Source organism: Streptomyces sp. NBC_00104 (assembly GCF_045160825.1).
Taxonomy (GTDB): domain Bacteria; phylum Actinomycetota; class Actinomycetes; order Streptomycetales; family Streptomycetaceae; genus Streptomyces.
Window position 1 is genome coordinate 8,539,266 of sequence record NZ_CP108215.1, and the last position, 21,552, is coordinate 8,560,817.

Below are 21,552 nucleotides of genomic sequence, written 5' to 3' on the forward strand. Positions count from 1 at the left end.
GATGCCAACTGGTCGTTGGGGCAGTTACTTGGCCAGTACCGGGAAGTACGTGCGGGGTGCCGGTGTTGTTCAACGACCTTTGAACCGGCTGAGGACGGCCGGCTCGGGCGGACGGGACGCGACAGGCGCCGGTCGGTGACCCGTTCGCTGGGCAAGGCTCTCCAGAGGGGCCCCCTCCGCGGCGCACCGGTCGGCGATGGTGTCGGTCAGGGCGCCGAACCGCTCGGCATCCCCGTCCCGGGCGGCGGCGAACAGCCCCTGGAAAGCGGTGGCGAGTGGGGTGTCGCCCGCCTGCAGGGCGAGCTGTACCGCTTCGAAGAGCCGGCTGTTGGCCTCGGCCGGGCTCAGGGAGCCCGTGGCTCCGAGGAACTCGTCGAACTTCCGGCAGGCCGCCGCCGAGGACGCGCCGGTGGCATCGGCGCCGGATGCCTGTCCGAGGGGGCCGACGATGAGCGCGAATGCCACGACGAGAGCCGCCGGGACACAGGCCAGAGCGATGGTGAGGTGCCGGTCGAGCAGTGCCGGACGTGGGTGAGGGGACCGCGGAGGAACGGCCGACAGGGAGAGGGGCGGTGGTACGGCCGGTGCCGGCGGGACAAGCGGGGCCGACGGCACCGACGGCACCGACGGCGTGGGTCGTACGTGCGGTGCGCGGAGAAGTGGCGCGCCGGGGGGACGTTCGTCCCGGAGGTGGGACAGGGCGCGGGAGGCCGCCGCGCCCGCGAGTGCGCAGAGGAACCCGCCGGTCAGAATCCGCAGCAGCGTGTCGCGGATCAGGGACGGCGGAAGGTCCAGCGCGCACCGGCTCGGAACGATGGCGAGTGCGTCGGCGCAGCCGGCCAGGAGGACCCCGGCGAAGAACACCACCGTCAGCAGGGAGCCGGTGAGAAAGGCGGTCAGCAGGGCGAACGGAATCGCGAGCCGGTCGTGGCGGCGTACTCGGACCGTCACGGCGGCGGCGATCCCCTGGAGCAGCATCGCGGCGCCGATCTGCCAGTACGTGAACGCGAGGAGGAAACCGTCCTGCCCGCGCACCGCCTGGCTCACGCCCTCACGCAGCAGCACCCGTTCCAGGAGCTGGAACCACGCGAAAGCGGCGGCTGTGGCGGTGCTCGTCAGCAGCACATGCCGAGCCCACCCGGTGTCGTACGAAGGCCGGCGGCGCCACGGTGCGGCGACCGGGAGCAGCCACACCGCGGCCATGGCCATGACGAGCGGGGTCCACTGGGCGAACCGGAGTGTCAGCGGGTGTTCGACGAGGGCCCACAGCCAGTAGGGACCCACCGGTGCGGAGGCGTCGGCGAGGGCGTACAACTCCCGGGCGGAGTCGTGGACGGGGCCCAGTGCGTCGCCGGCGTCGTACAGCAGCATCCATCCGCTCAGGAGCACCGCGAACGGAAGCGCGGCGGCGAGCAGCCCGGCTTGCCACGCCCTTCTCGGTGGGCGCTCCCCGGTGGCGTGCCAGAGCGCCGCCGACCGGGAGAGCCACGCCGACAGCGCCACCATGAGCGCGCACAGCGCGAGGGACCACACCACTGCCGCCGGTCCCGGAACGAGGGGTCGGTCCGTCAGGACGATGCCGCTCTGGGGTGCGAGCGGCACGCCGACGACCAGCCCGAGACCGAGGCCCAGCGCCGGCAGGAGGACCACCCGGGTGCCACCGCCGAACAGGGCGGCGCGCCAGACACCCAGTCCGATCACGGCGAGGGCGGCGGGGACGCACAGCAGCACGACCGTCCAGCGCGCGTCGAGGGCGTCGAGCCGGTTGAGCACGAGCCACAGAAGGGTGAGCAGTCCGCTCGCGGCGACCGAGACGGCCAGACCGGCGGCGAAGCACTCGGTGAAGCGGAGCCGGAACAACTCCTGCGGCCGCACGATCTCGGCGGCCCGCGCGGCCGCGGACGGGTGCACGGCCAGCGGCCCGCGGCGCCACCAGGGAACGGGCCTACCGCGCGCGGTACCGAGCACGTCCAGCAGCCCCGGCCCCGCGCCCCAGACGGCCGCCCGCACATCGGCGCCGTACTCACGCATCCGCAACACGGACACGCAGGTCACCCGGACGAGGGCCACCAGCACCAGGGCACGCCAGGTCACCGACAGGACGCTGTGGGCCGGTGTGCCGATCAGCGCGACGGCGAGCGGCAGCAGTCCGGTGGGGACGAAGGCCAGGGCCAGGGCGACAGTGAGGTAGGTGACGTCGACGTCCTTGTTCCGCAGGTGCGCCAGTTCGTGCAGGACGACGGCACGGGCACGCTGCGGGGCGAGGCCGAAGGAGGCCACCGTGCCCTGGGCCAGCGCCACGCGGTACCGGCCGCTCCGGCCGAAGGTGAACGCGTCCACCTTGCGGTCGTCCATGCCACTCACCCAGAACTCCGGGGGCCGGGGCAGGCCCGCCTCGCGGCACAGGGCGTGCAGCAGCGCCAGCAGCGGGGCCTGGTCGGGGTCATGAGGTGACAGGGGCTCCAACCGCCTGTGACGCGTCAGGAACCAGGGCAGCAGGACGTAGATCGCCGCCGCCGTCGACGCCAGCAGCAGGATCCCGCCGAGCACCCACCACGCCTTCTCCCGCTCGTACGGGGCGATGCAGGACAGGAAGCCTCGGGTGTAGGAGAGGGGGTCCGTCGCGGGTGGCTGACCCTCCGGGGCCGCCGCGCACCGCTGGTAGACCGCGACGGCCCGGTCACCGTCGGGCGAGAACGTGAAATAGAGCAGGTTGTGGATGAAGGCCGTCGTCCCCAGCAGAGCGGTGACGACGAGGGCCAAGCGGAACTTGGCGCCGCTGGGCAGCGCGAACGGGTCGGGCGGGGCGGACGACACCAGGCCTCCGGCAGGTCACCGGCGGACGCGGGCCGCGCCCGCCAGGGCGTCCGCCAGCAACCGGGCCTGCGTCTCCCTGAGTTCGGCCCTCAACAGAGTGCGGTACGCCTCCTCGCGCAGCCACTCCACCTGGTCGGGTGTCAGCACGCCGTCCGTCTCGGCGTCGGCCTCGCCGTCGCCCCGTCCGAACAGGCCTCCGAGCCATGTCCGTACGGCGGTGCCGCTGCCGTCGGCGAGGTTCGCGGCGAACGCTCCGACGAACGAGGAGAGTGCGCCCTGCACCATCGCGAGGGCGAAGGGAGTGAGCAGGACGACGACCTCGGCGCCGCCGGCGCCCAGCATGCTCTCCTTCGACCCGCCGCCGTCACCTGCCGCCGCTTTCAGCGTTCCCACGGGGTCGCGGAAATAGGCCCGGCTGTTCATTCCGAAGAGGACCATCTCCTGGGGTGCGACTTCGGAAACCACGATGCGGGTCACTTCACGCACCAGATCTTCATCCACCGCCGTGAACCGATCACTCATGGCCGCCCCTTCTTTTCGTGAATGCGGATCAACTGATCTGGCGTACGTAACTCACGCCGTCCAGCATGAGGGACTCGAATGCGTAGCCGTATTCGTTTCCGATGTCGGGTCGCTCGATGTACCAGCTCTCGTAGATGATCGGCCCACCGGGGACGTAGAGGGTCATCCGTGAGTCCTCCACGACCGCCGGTCCTTCCAGTACCTGGCGGTTGTTGTACAGCAGACTCACGGTCCCGTCGCCGAAGAAGGTGATCTTGTCGACCCGGGCGGAGCCCTCTCCGTCCCCGTCCCACTCACCCACCAGTTCCTCGGGCACCTGGCCGGTGATGGATTCTTCCTCGGGAGGGGGTTCGACCTCTTCTTCCCCCTCTTCCTCCTCTTCGGGAACGCTTTCCGTCGGCTCGTCGCTCTGGATCGGATCCGTGGACTCCACGGTCTCGCCGACCGATGATCCTGAATCGTCGTCCCCGGAATCACCGCCGGACGAACCGTCGTTACCGCATCCGCCGAGCAGGAGTGCGAGTAGCAGAGCGAGCAGTGCCGAAATCGCCGAACTCCGGAACAAGGAAATGCTGATGACGCCCCCCGATGCATCAAGCCCGTTGCGGGCGGAATGATGACGATGCCCGGTTTCTATTCCACTCGGCTTGACGCTCACACCTCATCGACCAAAGCGGTCGGAATATTTCCGTCTGCTTTCGTTCGGTGCAGGCTTGTGATCTGAAAGTCGTGTAATCGGGGCGGATGGTGGGTCAAGAACGCAACGCGGTGTGGTCCGCGACCACCGTGCAGGAGCCCGGGGCGACCTCCGTGAATCCCGCGTCGCGGACGACGGGGAGGCCGGCGGTGGTGAGGTCCCGCCAGTGGGCGGGGGCGGCGGTGCGGACGGCGAGCGGGAAGCCCGCGTCCCGCCAGGCGGCGCGGGCCGCGCCGTCGAGGTCCCACCAGGCGAGCTGGGCGCCGTGACCGGCCTGGGCCATCGCCTTGCCCGCCGACATGTCGACCTCGGGGTTCAGCCACAGGACCGGGGCGGCGGGGTCGGGACCGGCTGGCGGTTCCGGGTCGTCGAGGTCCGTGCCGGAGACCTGGAGACGGGCCAGGTCCTTGGGCCAGCCGTCGAGCGGGACCGGCGGGAAGACGCGCACCTCGGCCGACTTGCCCGCCACGGTGATCCCCGGCAGCGCCTCGGCCCGCCGCCACTCCGCGCCGCGCGCCCGCCGGACCACCTTCCGGATCCGGGCGTCCTGCCAGCTCCGCATCGCCTCGGCCCACTCCCCGTCGCCCACCGACCGCGGGTCGCTCAGCATCACCAGCACGGCCCGCGCCGCCGTCTCCAACGCGTCCGTACGCGCCGGGGGAGCGGCCCGCTCGATGCGCGCGACCAGGGGCAGCACGAACTGCGGGGCGTCGTCGCGCGGAGTCCGCTCGTCCTGGAAGGGGCTGTCCTGGGAGCCGGTGGGGGCTCGGGCGGGGTCGGGGGTCGGGTCGCTCGTGGTCACCCGCCCAGTCTGCCAGGCGAAAGATGTGTTCCCTCGACACGTACTCGTTCGGTTGTACGAGGATGGAGGCATGGAACGTCAGTTACCGCTGAGGCTGGAGGGTGTCGGCCGCCGTTACGGGTTCCGTGGCGCCTGGGTGCTGCGCGGCGTCGACCTGGAGATCGCCCCCGGCGCCCTGATCCGGGTGGAGGGCGCGAACGGCACCGGCAAGTCCACGTTGCTCCGCGTCCTCGCCGGGCTGGACGCGCCCACGGAGGGCCGGGTGACAGGGCGCCCGCGGACGGCGTACGTCCCCGAACGCTTCCCCGCCGCACTGCCGTTCACCGCCGCCGAGTACCTCACCCACCTCGGTGCCGTCCACGGCCTGGACCGACCGGCCGCCGCCCGCGCCGCCGCCGAGTGGCTGGAGCGCTTCGGGGCCGCCGAGTACGCCCGTACGCCGATGGCGGAGCTCTCCAAGGGCAGCAGCCAGAAGGTCGCCGTGGCCCAGGCCCTGCTCGCCGAACCGGAGTTGCTCGTCCTCGACGAGGCGTGGACCGGCCTGGACACCGACGCCCGTGAGGAGTTGGAGCGGGTGGTGGCCGAGCGGACCGCTGCCGGGGCGACGGCGGTGTTCGTCGACCATGACCCGCGGCGGCTGGCGGGGGCGCCGGACGCGACGTACGCGGTGGTGGGGGGTGCCCTCAACCTCCGTACTGTCCCCGTCCCCGTCTCCGCCGCTGTCGTCGTCGAGGGGCGTGGGACGGCGGGCGCCCACATCCCCGACGGGGTGCGGAAGTTGGCCACGTCCGTCGAGGAAACGGCCGCCGGGGCACACCGGTTCACCGTCCCGCAGGCCGTCTCGGACACGCTGCTCAGGGCGTTGCTGGGGGCCCGGCCCCCGTGGCACGTGGTGAGCGTGGGCCCGGAACCCGCGGCCCTGGCCGAACCGGAACGGGAACCGGAACAGAAACCGGAATTGGAAAAGGAACTGGAACTGGAAGTGGAAAGCTCCTGATGACCGCCCTCCTCCGTTACCAGGCAGCCCTCCTCGTCCGCTCCCAGCGCTGGCTGCCGCCCGTCATCCTGTACGCGGCGTTCCTGGCCATCGGCGTGCAGCGCGGACAGCCCGTGCTCGACTCCCTCGGCTACACGGCCGCCGCGCTGCTGCCTGTGGCCGCGTGGCTGATGCGGATCTGCGTCACCAACGAGCCGCCCGCCGCCCGCAGTTGTACGGGTGCGGCGGCCGGACCGGGCCGGGCGCATCTGGCCTGCGTCCTGGTCGCGTTCTCGGCGGCCGCGCTCCTCGGCACGGCGGCCACAGTCCTTGTCACGATCATCAGCGCTCCCACGAGCACGGACCATCAGACGCGCGTCGAGGCACTCCCGGCGGGCGGCGCCGGCCTGTTGGCCGTGCTCGTCTGCGCCCTCCTCGGCACGGCCGTCGGCGCGCTCACGAACTGGCCGCTGCTGCGCTCGCCGGGCCGGGCCGTCCCCGCCCTCCTGCTCGGCGCGCTGCTGGCCCTGGTGGTGGCCGGTTCCCCGGCCCGGGCGGCGGTCACGGCCCTGGTCGACGGCTCGCGGCACGCGACGATCCCGGTCCCGGTCCTGCCGCTGATCGCGGCCGGGCTCCTCACGGCCGCCGCCACCGCCGTGGCCTGCGCCCTGACGACCCGCCGCTCCGCCTGAACGGGCGGCCGGCGCTTCAGCCGGAGCAGGCGGTCCGTTCGGCCTCCCGCCATGCGCACACCGGGCACAGGGTGATCCCCTTGTGGGACTCCGGGTACTCGGTGGGCTTCTGGCACAGCACACAGTCGGCGAAGGGCGGGCCGTCGGCCGTGGTCCGCGCCGCGGTCGGGGACGGTCCAGCGGCCGGGGACGGTTCCGCCGTCGTCGGTTCGGATCCGCGGTAATCGCTCATATGTCCAGCGTAGAGCGACCGCGCGGGGGCCGGCTCAGCGTGCTGCCGCCGCCCTCGCTGCCGTCGCCGCCGTGGTCCCGACCAGCTCCGACACCTTCACGAACCGGAACCCGCGTGCCCGGAGCGCCGGCACGATCTTCCGTACGGCCCTCTCCGTGACCGGCGCGGCACTGCGCGTGCAGTGCATGACCACGACGGATCCCGGCCGCACTCCGTCGAGCACGTCCCGCACCACGTCGTCCGCGTCCGTCGCGAACGCGTCCCCGCTCGGCACGTCCCACTGCACCGCCGTCACCCCGGACGCGCTCAGCCGCCGCAGCGCGCGGCCGTCGTAGCAGCCGCCGGGAAACCGGAAGTACGGCATGGGGTCCAGGACCCCCGCTTCACGGAAGACCCGATAGGCCCGCTCCAAGTCCGCCCGCATGCGCTCCGGGGCCATGGTCGGGAGGCCATAGCAGTTCTCGGTGAAGGCGTGGTGGCTGTACGAGTGGTTCGCGACCTCGAACAGCGGGTCCCGCCCGATGGACCGCGCCTGGATCGGATACTCCTCGACCCACCGCCCCGTCATGAACACCGTGGCCGGAACCTTCAGCTGTCGCAGCGCGGCGATCAGCTGCGGATTGTCGAACCGTTCACCCGCGGCGGCCCTGTCCCCCTGATCCGCGGTCATGTCCGCGTCGAAGGTGAGCGCCACGGTCTTGTCGGTGCGGCTCCGGAGGCCGTGCTCGAACACCGGCGTCAGCCCGGCCGGGCCCGGCGCGAGCGTGGGCGGCCGGGGCACCGACGCGGCCGAGGGGCTGGCGGTGGCGTTGACGATGCGCGTCGAGGCGTGCGGAGTGCCGCAGGCGGCGAGGGCGGCGCCGAGTGCGCCGAGTGCGCAGAGCGCGGTGATGCTTCGTACAGGACTGATCACCGTACGAAAGTACGGCGGTGGGATCAGCGGATAGTCAGTTCAGCTGCGGGATGGCAGGGAGTCCGGCCCGAAGTCACCCGCCTGGCCGATGAAGGGCGTCCAGGCGGCGGGGGAGAGGGTCAGCTCGGGGCTGACGGGGAGCTTGGAGTCGCGGACGTGGATGGTGGAGGGGAGGGTGGCGACTTCGACGCAGTCGTCGCCCTGATCGCTGCTGTAGCTGCTCTTGAACCAGACCGGTTCAGCGGTGCTCATAGCGCTCCTCGCATTCGCTCCAACAGGCCCATGGAGTCCTGTGGGGAGAGGGCCTGTGAACGCAGTCTCGCATAGCGCATCGAGAGTGCGGCGACGTCTTTCTGGTCAGCGATCAGGCGGCCGGTCTCCTGCCCCTCGGAGTACGCGTACCGCTTGCAGTCCGGCGTTTCGAGCAGGCGGATGGGACCGGCCAGGCCCGCGTGGTGCTCGCTGTCGGCAGGCATGATCTGAAGGGTGACCTGGCGGAGTTCGCAAACAGCCAGCACATGATCGAAGAGGCTGCGGGTGGCCTCCCGCCCACCCAGTCGCCGCATGAAGACGGCCTCCTCGATGACGAAGTCGAAGGTCGTGTGCGGCCGTTCCCGGAGCAGCCGCTGCCTGTCCGTGCGGGCCGTCAGCCTGCTTTCCAACTCGGTGTCGGACAGCGGCGGAACACGGTTGTTGAACAGATCCCGCGCGTACGTCTCCGTCTGCAACAGCCCTGGGATCAACCGGCACTCGTACGTGCAGAGGCTCACCGCATGCCGCTCCAACTGCGCCCACCGGCGGAACCACGACGCGAGCCCTGGCTGTCGCGACACGTGCTTCGCCGCCCTCAACAGCGCCCCCGTGCCCCCCAACACCTGATCCGCCCGCTCCACGAACACCTCGTCCGCCATCCGCCGCCCCAGCTCGATCGAGGCGACCGTATGGACGCTGAACCGCACCAGTGGTGCGAACTGCTCCCGCATATGTCCGTGATGCTCCCGTAGTGCCTGCACGAACGCCCCGAACGTCTTCAGGCTGTCGGACGGGTCGGGTTCCCAGTCGACGCTCATGCTCGGCCACCTCCGGGTGAGTCGGATCTCCCCACGATCAACTCACCCAGAGTCACGAACGGTTACGCGTACTGTCCATCGAACACGCATGTACGACCCGGTGCCGTACATGCTCGCCGCACACCACCTCTACCAGTCGGTGAGGTCCACCAGGAGATCGCAGTGCGGGTCGTCGGGGCTGGGCCGGTGCCGTTGTTCTTCCTCCACGAGCGAGGGGAGTGAGGCGATGAGGGCGGTGAGGGCGTCGGTGAGACGGATGTCGGCGCCGATGACACCCGTGCCGTCGGGGTGCCGCACGTACAGCCGCAGCAGGCCCTCGCCCCGCATCAGGAAGCCGATCAGAAAGGGGTCCTCGTCGTCGCCGGGGTCCGACAGGGCGCGCAGGACGCCGAGGGCCCGGTCCGGTTCGGACTCGGGGGCGGGGGTGATCCGCTCCGGGTGGAGGCGGATCAGCGTCATCCCCATGACGTCACCGATGTCGTCGCTGCTGTAGAGCTGGGTTCCGGCCAGGGTGGTGCGCAGGATGCCGGGGATGTACGCGGGGGCCACGACGTCGTGGGGGATCTCGTAGAGGAAGGTGATGCCGTCCGCGTCGTCACCGGCGTGGACGGCGATCCGTACGGCGCCCAGGGCGGGCAGCACACCGAGCAGGCGGCAGCCTGCGGAGAGGGGCGCGTTCAGGTAGTACAGCAGCAGACGACTGACCGCCGCCTGCTGCTCCCGGTCCTCGGAGTGCGTCACTTGTTCATCCATGCGGGGCACTTGTTGTTGGGCTGGTTGCGACAGTAGGCGTTGATGACACCGATCTTCTGACCCTTGCCGGCGTCGTACTTCTTGTCCTTGGTGTAGCGCGAGTACTGGACGATGACCTTGAAGCGGACCTGCTGCGGCTGGCTGCCGGTGCGGATGGCGACGCCGTCGTACTCCAGTCGACCGTGGTGGTCGTTGTGGTCGACCTTGCCCTTGATGGCGGCGGTCAGGATCTTACAGACGCGGATGTTGTGGCGGTAGGTGAAGTGCTTCCAGCCGAAGGCCGAGTTGCCCATGCGGGTGACTATCTTGCGCCCGTCGGGGTCCGTCGCCGTGCAATGGACGCGCTTGTCCCAGGGGTTCGGCTTCACCGGGGCGGGCATCGCCTGCGCGGAGCCGGACAGGAGTGTCGTGGTGGTGAGTACGGCGCATGCCAGCGTGGCGGTCCGTTTCATGCTGCGAGCATGACATTTTGATGATTTCTTGCCTATTGTCCTTTGGGGAGCCCTCGTGGCCTGCCGGACTCCGTTGCTCCCTGCCGGTGGGCGCGGTGACCGCTCGGCCGATCGGTCTGTCCGCGCCCACGATCGCAGGGGTCAGGCGGTCATGAGCGACGCCACGGCCCCGTCACCGCGAACGTCGTCCCCGGGGCGTAGCAGTTGACGTACATCGTGTCGCCGTCGGGGGAGAAGGTGACGCCTGCGAACTCGCCCCACTCCGGCTCGTCCGGGGTGCCGATGTTCTGGGCGTTGCGGGCCATGGCGTAGACGGCGCCCTTTCGGGTGACGCCGTAGACGTGTTGCGCGCCGTTGCCGTCCTCGCAGACCATGAGGCCGCCGGTGGGGGCGAGGCAGATGTTGTCGGGGGATTCGCCGGGGAGCTGGAGGTCGGTGTCGGGGCCGAAGGCGATCACCAGGGTGAGGGTGCGGTGGTCGGGGTCGTAGCGCCAGATCTGGCCGTAGTGGTCGGCGGCGGAGCCGTCCGCGCTGCGGGCGAAGGAGGAGACGAAGTAGACGCAGCGGCCGCCCCAGTAGCAGCCCTCCAGTTTCTGCGCGTGGGTGATGCCCTTGGGGCCGAAATCCTGGTGGCGGATGGCGGTCTGGGTGGCCAGGGGGTCGGGGACGTCGACCCATTCGATCCCCTCGAAGCACGCTCCGGGGTCCTGGATGGGGGAGAGGTCGGGTACGCCCGGGACGCGCATCGCCTGGAGGCGGCCGCCCGCGCGCAGTGAACCGAGGCCGCCCTTGGGCTTGTCGGGGAGGAAGCGGTAGAAGAGGCCGAAGGGGCGCTCGAAGGCGTCCTCCGTCTCGTAGACCACTCCGCGCTTCGGGTCGACGGCGATCGCCTCGTGCTGGAAGCGGCCCATCGCCGTCAGCGGTACGGCTCCCGAGCGGCGCGGATCGGCCGCGTCGACCTCGAAGATGAAGCCGTGGTCCTTGGTGTAGCCGTTGGTGCCGGCCTTGTCCTCGTTCTCCTCGCAGGTCAGCCAGGTGCCCCAAGGGGTGGGGCCGCCCGCGCAGTTGACGGCGGTGCCGGCGATGGCGACGCGTTCCGAGAGGACCTTGCCGCGGGCGTCGAGCGTCAGGGACGTACAGCCGCCCTTGGCCATCGGGTCGTAGGTGAGACCCTCGACCGCGGGGACCGGGATACGGCCGGTGTGGCGGTTCTCGTGGTTGCGGACGAGGTGCACGACGCGAGCACCACCGCGTCTGCCGGGGAAGGCGGACATTCCGTCGTGGTTGCTGGGTACCTGGCCCTCGCCGGAGCGGAGGGGGTCTCCCTCTCGGGACAGGACCTGATAGCGGAAACCTTTCGGCAGGTCGAGCAGGCCGTTCGGGTCGGGGATCAGGGGGCCGTAGCCGGAGTGGCCGAGGCCGCTCTGCGCGGCGGCCGTGCCCGCGAAGAGTTCGGACAGGGCTCCGGTGAACGAGATGCCTGCGATGCCTGCGCCCAGGGCGCCGGAGCGGGCCAAGGCCTGACGGCGGGTCACTGACACGGGAATACCTTCCTGTTGGCGGACAGGATGTGACCCGCCTGTGTGTATCACGCGGTCACGGCCACGTGAACCACGCGCAGAGAGGGAGACGGAGGAGTCGGCTCCGTGTCACTCGGTCGGAGGGGGTGGGGAGGGAGGGGGCGGGGGAGACGGGTGGGGCCGCGGAGGTGCGGTGTCCGGCGGTCCCGCCTGGGCTCGTTCCAGGAAGCGGAGCAGTTCCACCGGGAAGGGCAGGACGAGGGTGGAGTTCTTCTCGGCGGCCACCGCCACCACGGTCTGCAGCAGGCGGAGTTGGAGGGCGGCGGGCTGCTCGGACATCTCCTTGGCGGCTTCCGCGAGCTTCCTCGACGCCTGCAGCTCCGCGTCCGCGTTGATGATGCGGGCGCGGCGTTCGCGGTCGGCCTCGGCCTGCCGGGCCATGGAGCGCTTCATGGTGTCGGGGAGGGACACGTCCTTGATCTCGACGCGGTCGATGGTGACGCCCCACTCCACGGCGGGGCTGTCGATCATCAGCTCCAGGCCCTGGTTGAGCTTCTCGCGGTTGGAGAGGAGGTCGTCGAGATCGCTCTTGCCGATGATCGAGCGCAGGGAGGTCTGCGCCATCTGGGAGACGGCGAAGCGGTAGTCCTCGACCCGCACGACCGCGTTCGACGCGTCGACGACCTTGAAGTAGACGACCGCGTCGACGCGGACGGTGACGTTGTCGCGGGTGATGCCCTCCTGGGCCGGGACGGGCATCGTCACGATCTGCATGTTGACCTTGCGGATGTGGTCGATGCCGGGGACGACCATGGTGAAACCGGGGGTTCTGGGCTCGCCGCGCAGGCGGCCCAGACGGAAGACCACGCCCCGTTCGTACTGTTTGACGACTCGGGCCGCGGCCGCGACGTACACGGCGGCGGCGGAGCCGACCGCCGCGGCGGCTATGACCAGCTCTTCGACCATGACGACCCCCTTCGAGCCGTCCCGTATCACCGGGAATTCCACGATATGCCGGGGACGGGGAGATGGGCGAATGCCGTCGGGGAGGAGCACGCGACTCGGCGCCGCCAGGTACCGCCGCGCCCCACCTGTGCGGGGTGACGCGAGGACGCCCCGGTCCGAAGACCGGGGCGCCGGGTTTCCACATCGGGGTCAGGACGTTCCCGATGTCACCTTCTCGGGTTCCGGGACCGTCATCCGTACCGGTTCCGTGCCCGTCGCGCTGTGCCGGGACGCCCAGTTCTCGAGGGCGGTGCGGCAGGCGTGGTCGAGGTGGTGGAGGCCGGTGAGGTGGAGTTCCACAGGGCGGTCCTGGGGGAGGGCCTCGAGGTTGTCGAGGATCTTCGGCAGGCGGAGGAACGTCGCGTTGCCGGAGAGGTAGGCCTGGACCGGTCCGGCGCCCTTGTCTATGACCTCCAGCTTGATGTGCGAGGCCTCCCAGGCGGTCTTGGCCACCGAGAGGGCCAGACCGATCAGTACGCCCTCGAACATGTTGACCGCGACGATCGCCACGGCCGTGGCGATCAGGATCAGCGCCTCGCCCCGGTGCGTGCGCCAGAGGGAGACGACCTCGCGGAACGGGATCAGCTTCCAGCCCGCGTGGACGAGGATGCCGGCCAGGGCGGGGAGCGGGATCAGGGCGAGGGCGCCCGGCAGCAGGGCCACGAAGAGCAGCAGCCAGACGCCGTGCAGGACCCGGGACGCCTTCGTCTTCGCGCCGGCCTGGAGGTTGGCGGAGCTGCGCACGATCACCGCGGTCATCGGCAGCGCGCCCAGCAGCCCGCACACGGTGTTGCCGGCGCCCTGGGCCATAAGCTCCTTGTCGTACTCGGTGCGCGGACCGTCGTGCATCCGGTCCACGGCCGCCGCGCTGAACAGGCTCTCGGCGGAGGCGATGAGGGTGAAGGCGAGGATCGTGCCGAGGATCGCCACGTTCGCCAGCTCGCCGAAGGCATCCAGGCCGGGGGGCTGGATGACGTCCAGCAGGCCCTTCACCTCGACGTTCGCCACCGGGAGGCGGAAGGCCAGGGAGGCGAGGGTGGCCAGGAGCACCGCGGCGAGCGCGCCGGGGACCAGCTGGACCTTCTTCGGCAGGCGCTTCCACAGCACCATCACGGCGATGGTGCCCGCGCCGACCGCGAGCGAGGCGAGCGCGGCGGTGCTGCCCAGGGCGTCGACGACGGCGCCGGGCAGACCCGCGATCTTGTCGATGCCGGAGGCGGGGGCCTTCAGGCCGGCCGCCGCGTACAGCTGGCCCGCGATGATCACGAGGCCGATGCCGGCGAGCATGCCCTCGACGACGGACACGGAGATCGCGCGGAACCAGCGGCCCAGCTTCAGCGCGCCCATGGCGAGTTGCAGCAGACCGGCGGCGAGCACGATCACCCCGAGGGCGGGCAGCCCGAACTGGCGGACCGCCTCGAAGACCAGCACGGTCAGACCGGCCGCCGGGCCGGAGACCTGCAGGCTGCTGCCGGGCATCAGACCGGCGACGAGGCCGCCCACGATGCCGGTGACCAGGCCGAGTTCGGCCGGTACACCGGAGGCGACGGCGACGCCCACGCACAGCGGGAGGGCGACCAGGAACACGACGAGCGAGGCGCCGAAGTCCTGACGCAGGTGGGGGAACCTGGAGTTGAGGGGGGACTTGGAGGTCATGGAGGTCTGGGACGTCATCTCGGACACCTGGCCGCCGCTCACAGGGTTTCGAACGTGTCGGTGTCCGCGCGGTGTTCGCGGACGGCTCCGGTGTGGACCTCGTAGTACCAGCCGCGCAGCCGCAGCCGGCCGTCCGCGAGGCGCTTCTCCACGCACGGGTAGGAGCGCAGGCGCAGGAGCTGGCTGAGGACGTGGTTCTGCACGCCGTCGGCGACGGTCGGATCCTCGACCGCCCCTTCGGGGCGCGGTGTCGCGTGGGTCAGCCAGTCGCGTACGGCGGGTACGGCGTCCAGGTCGTCGCCGCGCACGAGGGCGCCGACTGCGCCGCAGTGCGAGTGTCCGCAGACCACGATGTCGGTGACGCCGAGGACCTCCACGGCGTACTCGATGGTGGCCGTCTCGCCCGTGGGGCGGTCCGGGGCGTACGGGGGGACGATGTTGCCGGCGGTGCGCAGCTCGAAGAGCTCGCCGGGCCGGGCGCCCGTGATCAGGGCCGGGACGACCCGTGAGTCGGAGCAGGTGATGAACAGGACCTCGGGGGACTGGCCTTCGGCCAGCCTGGCGAACTCCTCAGGGCGCTGTCCGAACGTACGGGCGTTGTCGATGAGGGGCTGCATGATGTGGTGACTCCTCCTGGCGCGCCTCGGTGGCGCGTCGGGCTTGCACGACAGAGTGGGGGGAACGGGCTCCGCCGCTCAGCAGCGGAAGACCTGGAGAACGGCCGGGGTGTGGGCCGTGACGGGTCTCGACGTCCGGTGGTGCGGTGTCGAGGGCCGTTCGGGTTCGCTCGCGGCCGCCGGGTTCTCCCCCAGCGACGGACGCGCGTGCGCCCCGGGAACGGTGTGGGTGACCACGCGATGCCGGTCGCGTGCGCGGCGAGGACCGGTCGGGTCCTGTGAGGGTGCGCACGTGCGGATGGTGACGGCCTTGTCACGCACCGGCTTCGCTGTGAGGAGGTTTCCGGGCTCGGCTTTGGCCTTGACATGGCCCAGCGTGTGCGCGGCTGCGAAGGAAGTCGTGGGAGCGAAGAATATGAGGGTGAGCAGGACGGCGGCTAGGGCCGACATGGCGGTCCGGGTCGTCGTACCTCGCAATATGAGCCTCCCCACGGGCAGTTCTCGGTGTCTCCCACGCATCAACAGTTGCTCGACTTGGTCAACCGATGGTCAACCACTGGTCAAGAAACACGTTAACCCTGCAAAGTTGTTTGCAGGGTTAACTTAACGTTGCAAGCTGAAGAGAGCCTGAAAAGCGAGGTCGGGTTGGCCGGAATCGACCCTTGACCTGGGGGAGTTCCCGTGGAGCGGCCTACGGCCGGTGCCTGTGGGCTCAGTGCTCCAGGAGTCGCTGGGCGTCGCGCGCGAGGGCGGTGAGGCGCGAGATGGCGCGGAAGTACTTCTTGCGGTAGCCGCCGTTCAGCATCTCCTCGCTGAACAACTGGTCGAAGGGCAGCCCCGAGGCGAGCACGGGCACCTCGCGGTCGTACAGCCGGTCGGCGAGCACGACGAGCCGCAGGGCCGTGGACTGGTCCGGGACCGGCTTGACGTCGGTCAGGCAGACCGCCTTCAGGCCGTCCGTGAGGGCGCCGTACCGGCTGGGGTGGACCCGTGCGAGGTGGTCCAGCAGGTGCGGGAAGTCGTCGAGCGAGGCGCCGTCGGTGGCGTACGCCGCCTTGGTGACCTCCTCGTCGGAGTACGGCGCCGGTGCCTCGGGCAGGCCGCGGTGGCGGTAGTCCTCGCCGTCGATGCGCAGGGAGCGGAAGTGGGCCGAGAGGCCCTGGATCTCGCGCAGGAAGTCGACCGACGCGAACCGGCCCTCACCGAGCTTGCCCGGCAGCGTGTTCGAGGTGGCGGCCAGCGCCACGCCCGCGTCGACGAGCTTGCCGAGCAGGGTCGACACCAGGACCGTGTCGCCCGGGTCGTCCAGCTCGAACTCGTCGATGCACAGCAGGCGGTGCCCGGAGAGGGTCTGCACCGTCTTCTGGAAGCCGAGGGCGCCGACCAGGTTCGTCAGCTCCACGAAGGTGCCGAAGGCCTTGAGGGAGGGTTCGGCCGGGGTGGCGTGCCAGAGGGAGGCCAGGAGGTGGGTCTTGCCGACGCCGTACCCGCCGTCCAGGTAGACACCGCGGGGGCCGGCGGGGACCTTGGCGGCCTTCGCCCTGCCGAAGCCGAGGAAGCCGCGCCTGCCCGCGCCGGTCGCGTGCGCCCCGCCGAGGCCCGCCGCGAAGCCGCTCAGGACGCGGACGGCCTCGGTCTGGCTGGGCTGGTTCGGGTCCGGGAGGTACGTGGCGAAGCGGACCGAGTCGAAGCGGGGTGGCGGCACCATCTCGGCGACGAGCCGGTCCGCGGGGACGTGTGGCTCACGGGCGCACAGGGACGAGGGGGCCGCTTCGGGTATCGGGCCGATTCCGGACACGGTGGCTGAGGACGACGACACGGTTACCGAGTTTAAGGGTCGTGCCACACTGCACGACATGCGACGCCTGTTCCCTGTGACCGAAGAGACAGCGGCCCGGACACCGGAGGCGACCGGTGATGCGAAGGCGGCCGGTGATGCGAAGGCGGCCGAGGTGCGAACGTCGGGCGAGAGCGAGGGGCTGAGTGCGGCCGGCGGGCCGGATCCCGTCGACCGGGAGTGGAGTCTCGACGAACTGGCCGCGGCGTATGCCTATCCCGAACCCGCGCCGGGCGGGCGGGAGCCCTGGCTGCGGGCCAACATGGTGTCGACGCTCGACGGCGCGGCCCAGCACGGCGGGCGTTCGCAGCCGATCTCCAGCGACGCCGACATGCGGATCTTCGGCACGCTGCGAGGGCTCGCGGACGTGGTGATCGTCGGCGCGGAGACGGTACGTCAGGAGGGCTACCGCCCCGCACGCGCGCGCGAGGCGTTCGCGCAGGCGCGCCGGGCGGCCGGACAGACACCGGCGCCCGCCGTCGCCGTGGTGAGCGCGAGTCTGGATCTGGACTTCTCGCTGCCTTTGTTCAGCGCGCCGTCGGTCCCCACCATCCTGCTGACCGGGGCCGCCGCGGCCCCCGACCGGGTCGCCACCGCCGAGAAGGCCGGTGTCCGGGTGGTGGTCGCCGGGGACGGCATGGGCGTCGACCCCGCCCGGGCCGTACGGGCCCTCGCCGACCTGGGGCTGACCCGGCTGCTCAGCGAGGGCGGACCCCGGCTCCTGGGCCAGCTGATCGCCGCCGAGGTGCTGGACGAGCTGTGTCTGACCGTGGCGCCGATGCTCACGGCGGGGGACGCCCAGCGGATCGCCGGGGGCCCCTCCGTGCCGGTGCCCAAGCGCTTCGCACTGGCGTCCCTGCTGGAGGAGGCCGGGTTCCTGTTCGGTCGCTACCGTCGTACGTGAAAGCGGGCGGAATCCACCGTTCCGTTTAGCGTTCGCCGGGCACACTAGAACCCTGAGGAGTGAGGGCCCGAGGGCCCTCCGAGGAGAAGGGCGCCTGTGGTGTCGTTCACGAGCGTATTGATGATCGAGAAGGCTCTGACGTCCGCGGACGTGGAGTTCGTCACGACCCTGCACGGCGACGAGCGGGCCTCCTTCCATGTGCTGCTCCAGCCGCGCGGCAATCAGGCCGACCGGTTGCTGCGGGCCATCGACGACCTCGCCCTCGGCGAGCTGGACGAGGCGGCGCGGGAAGGGGAGACGCCGGAGGGGGAGCAGGCGCGGGACGCCGGGGAGCGGGCTCTGGAGGTGTCGCTGCAGGCGCTGCGGGTGGCGGGGAGCACCGCGGAGGGGCGGTTGATCGAGGACCATCCGCTGGACGCGTTGAAGTCGCTGGTGGAGGAGGTCGGGGCCGATGAGGTGCTGGTGCTGACCGATCCCCACTATGTGGAGGAGTTCTTCCACCGGGACTGGGCCTCTCGGGCTCGGCACAAGGTGGGGGTGCCGGTGTTGAAGTTGTTCTCCCACAGTCGGGCTTGAGGGAGGGGCGCCGTAGGGGCTGCTGTGTTGCGCCGGGTGCGGGTGCGTCGTGGCTTGTCGCGCGGTTCCCCGCGCCCCCGGAGGGCGCGGCCCCTGGCCCACGGCTACATGGGCGCCCTGGTGTGTGGCTAGGGTGGGGGCGCGCCTGCTGTGAGGCGTGGATCGTCTTCGTACCGTCGCTTGGAGAACAGACATGGCACCCGGACTGCCTACCGCCATGGATCGGCCGCACTTCATCGGGATCGGTGGGGCCGGGATGTCGGGGATCGCGAAGATCCTCGCGCAGCGGGGCGCCAAGGTCGCCGGCAGCGACGCCAAGGAGTCGGAGACGGCCGAGGCGCTGCGGGCGCTCGGGGCGACCGTGCACATCGGGCACGCGGGGGAGCACCTCGCGGACGACGCCACGTGTGTGGTTGTGTCGTCGGCCATCCGGGCGGACAACCCGGAGCTGGCCCGCGCCGCCGAGCTGGGCATTCCCGTCGTCCATCGGTCGGACGCGCTCGCCCGGCTGATGGACGGCCTGCGGCCGATCGCGGTGGCCGGGACGCACGGCAAGACCACGACGACGTCCATGCTGGCGGTGTCGCTCGGGGAGCTGGGGCTGAAGCCGTCGTACGCCATCGGGGGCGATCTCGACGTACCCGGGTCGAACGCGCTGCACGGCGACGGGGAGATCTTCGTCGCCGAGGCGGACGAGAGCGACCGGAGCTTCCACAAGTACGCGCCCGAGGTGGCGATCGTCCTCAACGTGGAGCTGGACCACCACGCCAACTACGCGTCCATGGACGAGATCTACGAGTCCTTCGAGACGTTCGCGGGCCGGATCGTGCCCGGTGGCACGCTGGTGATCTCGGCCGACCACGAAGGCGCGCGGGAGCTGACCTCCCGGCTGTCCGGGGTGCGCGTGGTGACGTACGGCGAGCGCGAGGACGCCGACGTACGGGTGCTGTCGGTCGTGCCGCAGGGGCTGAAGAGCGAGGTCACGGTGGTGCTGGACGGGCAGGAGCTCGTCTTCGCGGTGTCCGTGCCCGGGCGGCACTACGCGCACAACGCGGTGGCCGCGCTGGCGGCCGGCGTCGCGCTGGGCGTGCCGGCGGCCGAGCTGGCGCCCGCACTGGCCGCGTACACCGGGGTGAAGCGGCGGCTGCAGCTGAAGGGCGAGGCGGGGGGCGTCCAGGTGATCGACTCCTACGCGCACCACCCGACCGAGATGACCGCCGACCTGGAGGCCATGCGGGCCGCCGCCGGGGACGCGCGGATCCTGGTGGTCTTCCAGCCGCACCTGTTCTCGCGCACCCAGGAGCTGGGCACGGAGATGGGGCAGTCCCTGGGGCTGGCGGACGCGTCGGTCGTCCTCGACATCTACCCCGCCCGTGAGGACCCGATCCCGGGGGTCACCAGCGAGCTGATCATCGAGGCGGCGCGGAACGCGGGCGCCGACGTCACGGCCCTGCACGACAAGGCAGAGGTGCCCGACGTGATCGCGGGAATGGCGAAGCCGGGTGATCTCGTTCTCACCATGGGCGCGGGTGACGTGACGGACCTGGGCCCGCAGATCCTGGACCGTCTTTCCAGCTGAGGGGCTGAGGCTCATGTCGTACGACGTCGAGAAGCCGGACGAGCAGTGGCGCGCGGAGCTGACACCAGCCGAGTACGCCGTGCTGCGGCAGGCCGGTACGGAGCCCGCGTTCGTCGGTGAGTACACCGACACCAAGACCAAGGGCGTCTACTCCTGTCGCGCCTGCGGTGCCGAACTCTTCACCTCCGACACGAAGTTCGAGTCGCACTGCGGCTGGCCGTCCTTCTACGACCCGAAGGACAGCGACGCGGTGGAGCTGCTCTCCGACCGGTCGCACGGCATGGTGCGCACCGAGGTGCGCTGCGCCCGGTGCGGCTCGCACCTCGGACACGTCTTCGAGGGCGAGGGGTACGCCACCCCGACCGACCAGCGGTACTGCATCAACAGCATCTCGCTGACGCTGGCCGCCGACGAGAGCTGACCTCGGGCCGGGGAGCCGTTGACGCCCTCTCACCTGTCGTCGCCCGTACGCCTGTTGCCGGGGTTGACTACGTGACTACTGTGTGAAGGGTGTTGACGGGGCGGATCGAGCGGAAGACGAAGAGGTCGAAGGCCCGGTCGGGCACCGGCCCCGCCCGTCGGGCGGATCGGGAAGCCCCTCGGACGGGGCCCGTGGCCTGACGTGAACGGACTGGTCTACTTCCTGGCGGCCGGCGTCCTGTGGACCGGCTTCGCGGCCCAACTGCCCGGCCTGCGGGAGAACTGGCGTGACCCGCTGAAACGCGCGCTCTGTGCCGTGATCTTCCTCGCCGGCTTCTGCTTCGCCCTCGGCGCCCCGCCCACCGTCGGCCTCATCAACCACATAGTCGGCGTGCCCAACGCCGCCGCGTGCGTCACCTACGGGGCCGTGAACGCCTTCTCCGCCGCGTCGCTCGTCCTGATCGTCCACTGGCGCGGTGCCGACGACCCCGCCCGGCTGCGGCGGGTCTCCCGCAGGTGGCTGCTCACGTACACCGTGATCATCGGGGTGCAGACCGCGCTCTTCGCGGCCGGGGACGCGCCCGTCGAGCGACGCACGGACTTCGACACCTACTACGCCGGCACGCCGTTCATCCGCGAGATGATCGTCCTCTATCTCGTGGCCCACATGGCGGCGGCCTTCACCACCACGTTCCTGTGCTGGCGCTGGACCCTCCGGATCAGCGGCTGGACGCGGCGGGCGCTGGCCGTGCTCGCCGTCGGGTGGCTGTGCACCAGCACGTACGGCGTGGTCAAGATGATCGCCGTCGCCGGCCGCTGGAGCGGGTACCACTGGGATCCGCTGAGCACCCGGCTGGCGCCGATGCTGGTCACCGTCGGCGCGGCCCTCACCTCGGCGGGCTACGTCCTGCCGCTGCTCGGGCCGCGCATCGACAGCCTCGTGGCCTTCCTGCGCCTCGGCCCGCTCTTCCGGCTCGTCGGCTCCGGGAACAGCAGCATCAGACGCGACAGGCGCGACAGACGCATCAGACGCAACAGGCGCAACCCCTTGCTGTCCTGGCGCTCTCTCGGCGACGTCGAGCTCCGTCTGACCCACCGCACGACGGCCATCCGGGACGGACTTCGGGACGTGTCCGTCCACTTCGACGAGGCCGTCCGGGAGCGTGCCTACCGCCAGGCGCTCTCCCTCGGTTCGAGCACCGCTGAGGCCGAGGCCATCGGGGACGCGGCCATGGTGGCCGTCGCCGCGCTGGTCGGCGCCCACGACCGTGCCGGGGGCCTGGATCCGGCCGTCCTGGACAGCGTCGCCCTCGACGCCGTCGCCGGACTCGCCGGCGGGTACGCGGGCCCCGCGGCCGGCGGGCAGAGCCTGGACACCGGCCAGCCCTCCCTGATCCGGATGTCCCGGGCGGTACGGGCGGGCGTCGTCGAGGGCGCGGTGCGCGCGGAGCGCGCGAAGAGTCGACAGGCGCGATGAAGCCGGGTGGGGGCCGGCCGCGCCCACGCGGCGGA

At 71.0% G+C, this 21,552-nt stretch carries 22 protein-coding genes; 7 read left to right on the forward strand and 15 right to left on the reverse strand.

Annotated elements, in window-relative coordinates; genetic code table 11:
- Positions 1-69 precede the first annotated feature (69 nt).
- The 4 genes from OG272_RS37475 to OG272_RS37490 all read right to left on the reverse strand — a co-directional run bounded on the left by OG272_RS37475 (position 70) and on the right by OG272_RS37490 (position 4,838).
- Positions 70-2,817 carry a M48 family metalloprotease gene (locus OG272_RS37475; RefSeq protein WP_327727376.1) on the reverse strand — a complete coding sequence of 916 codons (2,748 nt, stop codon included), beginning with the start codon at positions 2,815-2,817 and terminating at the stop codon, positions 70-72.
- A gap of 15 nt (positions 2,818-2,832) precedes the next feature.
- A complete protein-coding gene (locus OG272_RS37480; protein WP_327727375.1) occupies positions 2,833-3,339 on the reverse strand; it encodes a hypothetical protein in 507 nt (168 codons plus the stop codon).
- A gap of 28 nt (positions 3,340-3,367) precedes the next feature.
- On the reverse strand, positions 3,368-3,997 hold the full coding sequence (locus OG272_RS37485) for a hypothetical protein (RefSeq protein ID WP_327727374.1): 630 nt from the start codon (positions 3,995-3,997) through the stop codon (positions 3,368-3,370).
- Between the two features lie 94 nt (positions 3,998-4,091).
- Positions 4,092-4,838, reverse strand: a complete 747-nt coding sequence (locus OG272_RS37490; RefSeq protein ID WP_326575753.1) for a peptidyl-tRNA hydrolase — start codon at positions 4,836-4,838, stop codon at positions 4,092-4,094.
- Between the two features lie 70 nt (positions 4,839-4,908).
- Between OG272_RS37490 and OG272_RS37495 the strand changes: the two genes are divergently transcribed.
- Positions 4,909-5,835: an ABC transporter ATP-binding protein gene (locus tag OG272_RS37495; RefSeq protein ID WP_327727373.1), complete on the forward strand. Its 927-nt coding sequence runs from the start codon at positions 4,909-4,911 to the stop codon at positions 5,833-5,835.
- Complete coding sequence (locus OG272_RS37500) at positions 5,835-6,506, forward strand: ABC transporter (protein WP_327727372.1); 672 nt, start codon at positions 5,835-5,837, stop codon at positions 6,504-6,506. The genes OG272_RS37495 and OG272_RS37500 overlap by 1 nt, the downstream gene beginning before the upstream one ends.
- Before the next feature lie 16 nt (positions 6,507-6,522).
- On the opposite strand, the gene OG272_RS37505 is transcribed toward OG272_RS37500, so the two are convergent.
- The 11 genes from OG272_RS37505 to zapE all read right to left on the reverse strand — a co-directional run bounded on the left by OG272_RS37505 (position 6,523) and on the right by zapE (position 16,582).
- Positions 6,523-6,738, reverse strand: coding sequence for a hypothetical protein (locus tag OG272_RS37505; RefSeq protein WP_326575747.1), 216 nt, complete (start codon positions 6,736-6,738; stop codon positions 6,523-6,525).
- 34 nt (positions 6,739-6,772) lie between these two features.
- Entirely contained in the window at positions 6,773-7,651 is an 879-nt protein-coding gene (locus tag OG272_RS37510) for a polysaccharide deacetylase family protein (protein ID WP_327727371.1), read from the reverse strand.
- A gap of 39 nt (positions 7,652-7,690) precedes the next feature.
- Positions 7,691-7,903 carry a DUF397 domain-containing protein gene (locus OG272_RS37515; protein WP_327727370.1) on the reverse strand — a complete coding sequence of 71 codons (213 nt, stop codon included), beginning with the start codon at positions 7,901-7,903 and terminating at the stop codon, positions 7,691-7,693.
- A complete protein-coding gene (locus tag OG272_RS37520) occupies positions 7,900-8,721 on the reverse strand; it encodes a helix-turn-helix domain-containing protein (RefSeq protein ID WP_405895568.1) in 822 nt (273 codons plus the stop codon). The genes OG272_RS37515 and OG272_RS37520 overlap by 4 nt, the downstream gene beginning before the upstream one ends.
- A 129-nt stretch (positions 8,722-8,850) precedes the next feature.
- Positions 8,851-9,474, reverse strand: coding sequence for a hypothetical protein (locus OG272_RS37525; protein ID WP_327727368.1), 624 nt, complete (start codon positions 9,472-9,474; stop codon positions 8,851-8,853).
- Positions 9,459-9,926, reverse strand: coding sequence for a hypothetical protein (locus OG272_RS37530; RefSeq protein ID WP_327727367.1), 468 nt, complete (start codon positions 9,924-9,926; stop codon positions 9,459-9,461). Before OG272_RS37530 ends, OG272_RS37525 begins: the two co-directional genes overlap by 16 nt.
- A 149-nt stretch (positions 9,927-10,075) precedes the next feature.
- Positions 10,076-11,461, reverse strand: a complete 1,386-nt coding sequence (locus tag OG272_RS37535; RefSeq protein WP_326585577.1) for an alkaline phosphatase PhoX — start codon at positions 11,459-11,461, stop codon at positions 10,076-10,078.
- 114 nt (positions 11,462-11,575) lie between these two features.
- Entirely contained in the window at positions 11,576-12,412 is an 837-nt protein-coding gene (locus OG272_RS37540; protein WP_326575736.1) for a slipin family protein, read from the reverse strand.
- Positions 12,413-12,601: 189 nt separating this feature from the next.
- The gene (locus tag OG272_RS37545; RefSeq protein ID WP_326575734.1) at positions 12,602-14,125 is read right to left on the reverse strand and encodes a SulP family inorganic anion transporter; all 1,524 of its coding nucleotides are present in this window, start codon (positions 14,123-14,125) and stop codon (positions 12,602-12,604) included.
- A 20-nt stretch (positions 14,126-14,145) separates the two neighbouring features.
- Positions 14,146-14,724 (reverse strand): carbonic anhydrase, encoded by a 579-nt coding sequence (locus tag OG272_RS37550; RefSeq protein ID WP_327727366.1) that lies wholly within the window; start codon positions 14,722-14,724, stop codon positions 14,146-14,148.
- 712 nt (positions 14,725-15,436) lie between these two features.
- Complete coding sequence (gene zapE / locus OG272_RS37555) at positions 15,437-16,582, reverse strand: cell division protein ZapE (RefSeq protein ID WP_405895569.1); 1,146 nt, start codon at positions 16,580-16,582, stop codon at positions 15,437-15,439.
- Here zapE and OG272_RS37560 point away from each other — a divergent pair.
- The 5 genes from OG272_RS37560 to OG272_RS37580 all read left to right on the forward strand — a co-directional run bounded on the left by OG272_RS37560 (position 16,581) and on the right by OG272_RS37580 (position 21,517).
- Positions 16,581-17,465 carry a pyrimidine reductase family protein gene (locus OG272_RS37560; RefSeq protein ID WP_405895570.1) on the forward strand — a complete coding sequence of 295 codons (885 nt, stop codon included), beginning with the start codon at positions 16,581-16,583 and terminating at the stop codon, positions 17,463-17,465. The genes zapE and OG272_RS37560 overlap by 2 nt on opposite strands.
- A gap of 120 nt (positions 17,466-17,585) precedes the next feature.
- Positions 17,586-18,041 (forward strand): indole-3-glycerol phosphate synthase, encoded by a 456-nt coding sequence (locus OG272_RS37565; RefSeq protein ID WP_326575727.1) that lies wholly within the window; start codon positions 17,586-17,588, stop codon positions 18,039-18,041.
- Between the two features lie 193 nt (positions 18,042-18,234).
- Positions 18,235-19,620 carry a UDP-N-acetylmuramate--L-alanine ligase gene (gene murC / locus OG272_RS37570; RefSeq protein ID WP_405895571.1) on the forward strand — a complete coding sequence of 462 codons (1,386 nt, stop codon included), beginning with the start codon at positions 18,235-18,237 and terminating at the stop codon, positions 19,618-19,620.
- 13 nt (positions 19,621-19,633) lie between these two features.
- Positions 19,634-20,041: a peptide-methionine (R)-S-oxide reductase MsrB gene (gene msrB / locus OG272_RS37575; protein ID WP_086757636.1), complete on the forward strand. Its 408-nt coding sequence runs from the start codon at positions 19,634-19,636 to the stop codon at positions 20,039-20,041.
- A 201-nt stretch (positions 20,042-20,242) separates the two neighbouring features.
- Complete coding sequence (locus tag OG272_RS37580; protein ID WP_405895572.1) at positions 20,243-21,517, forward strand: MAB_1171c family putative transporter; 1,275 nt, start codon at positions 20,243-20,245, stop codon at positions 21,515-21,517.
- Positions 21,518-21,552 lie beyond the last annotated feature (35 nt).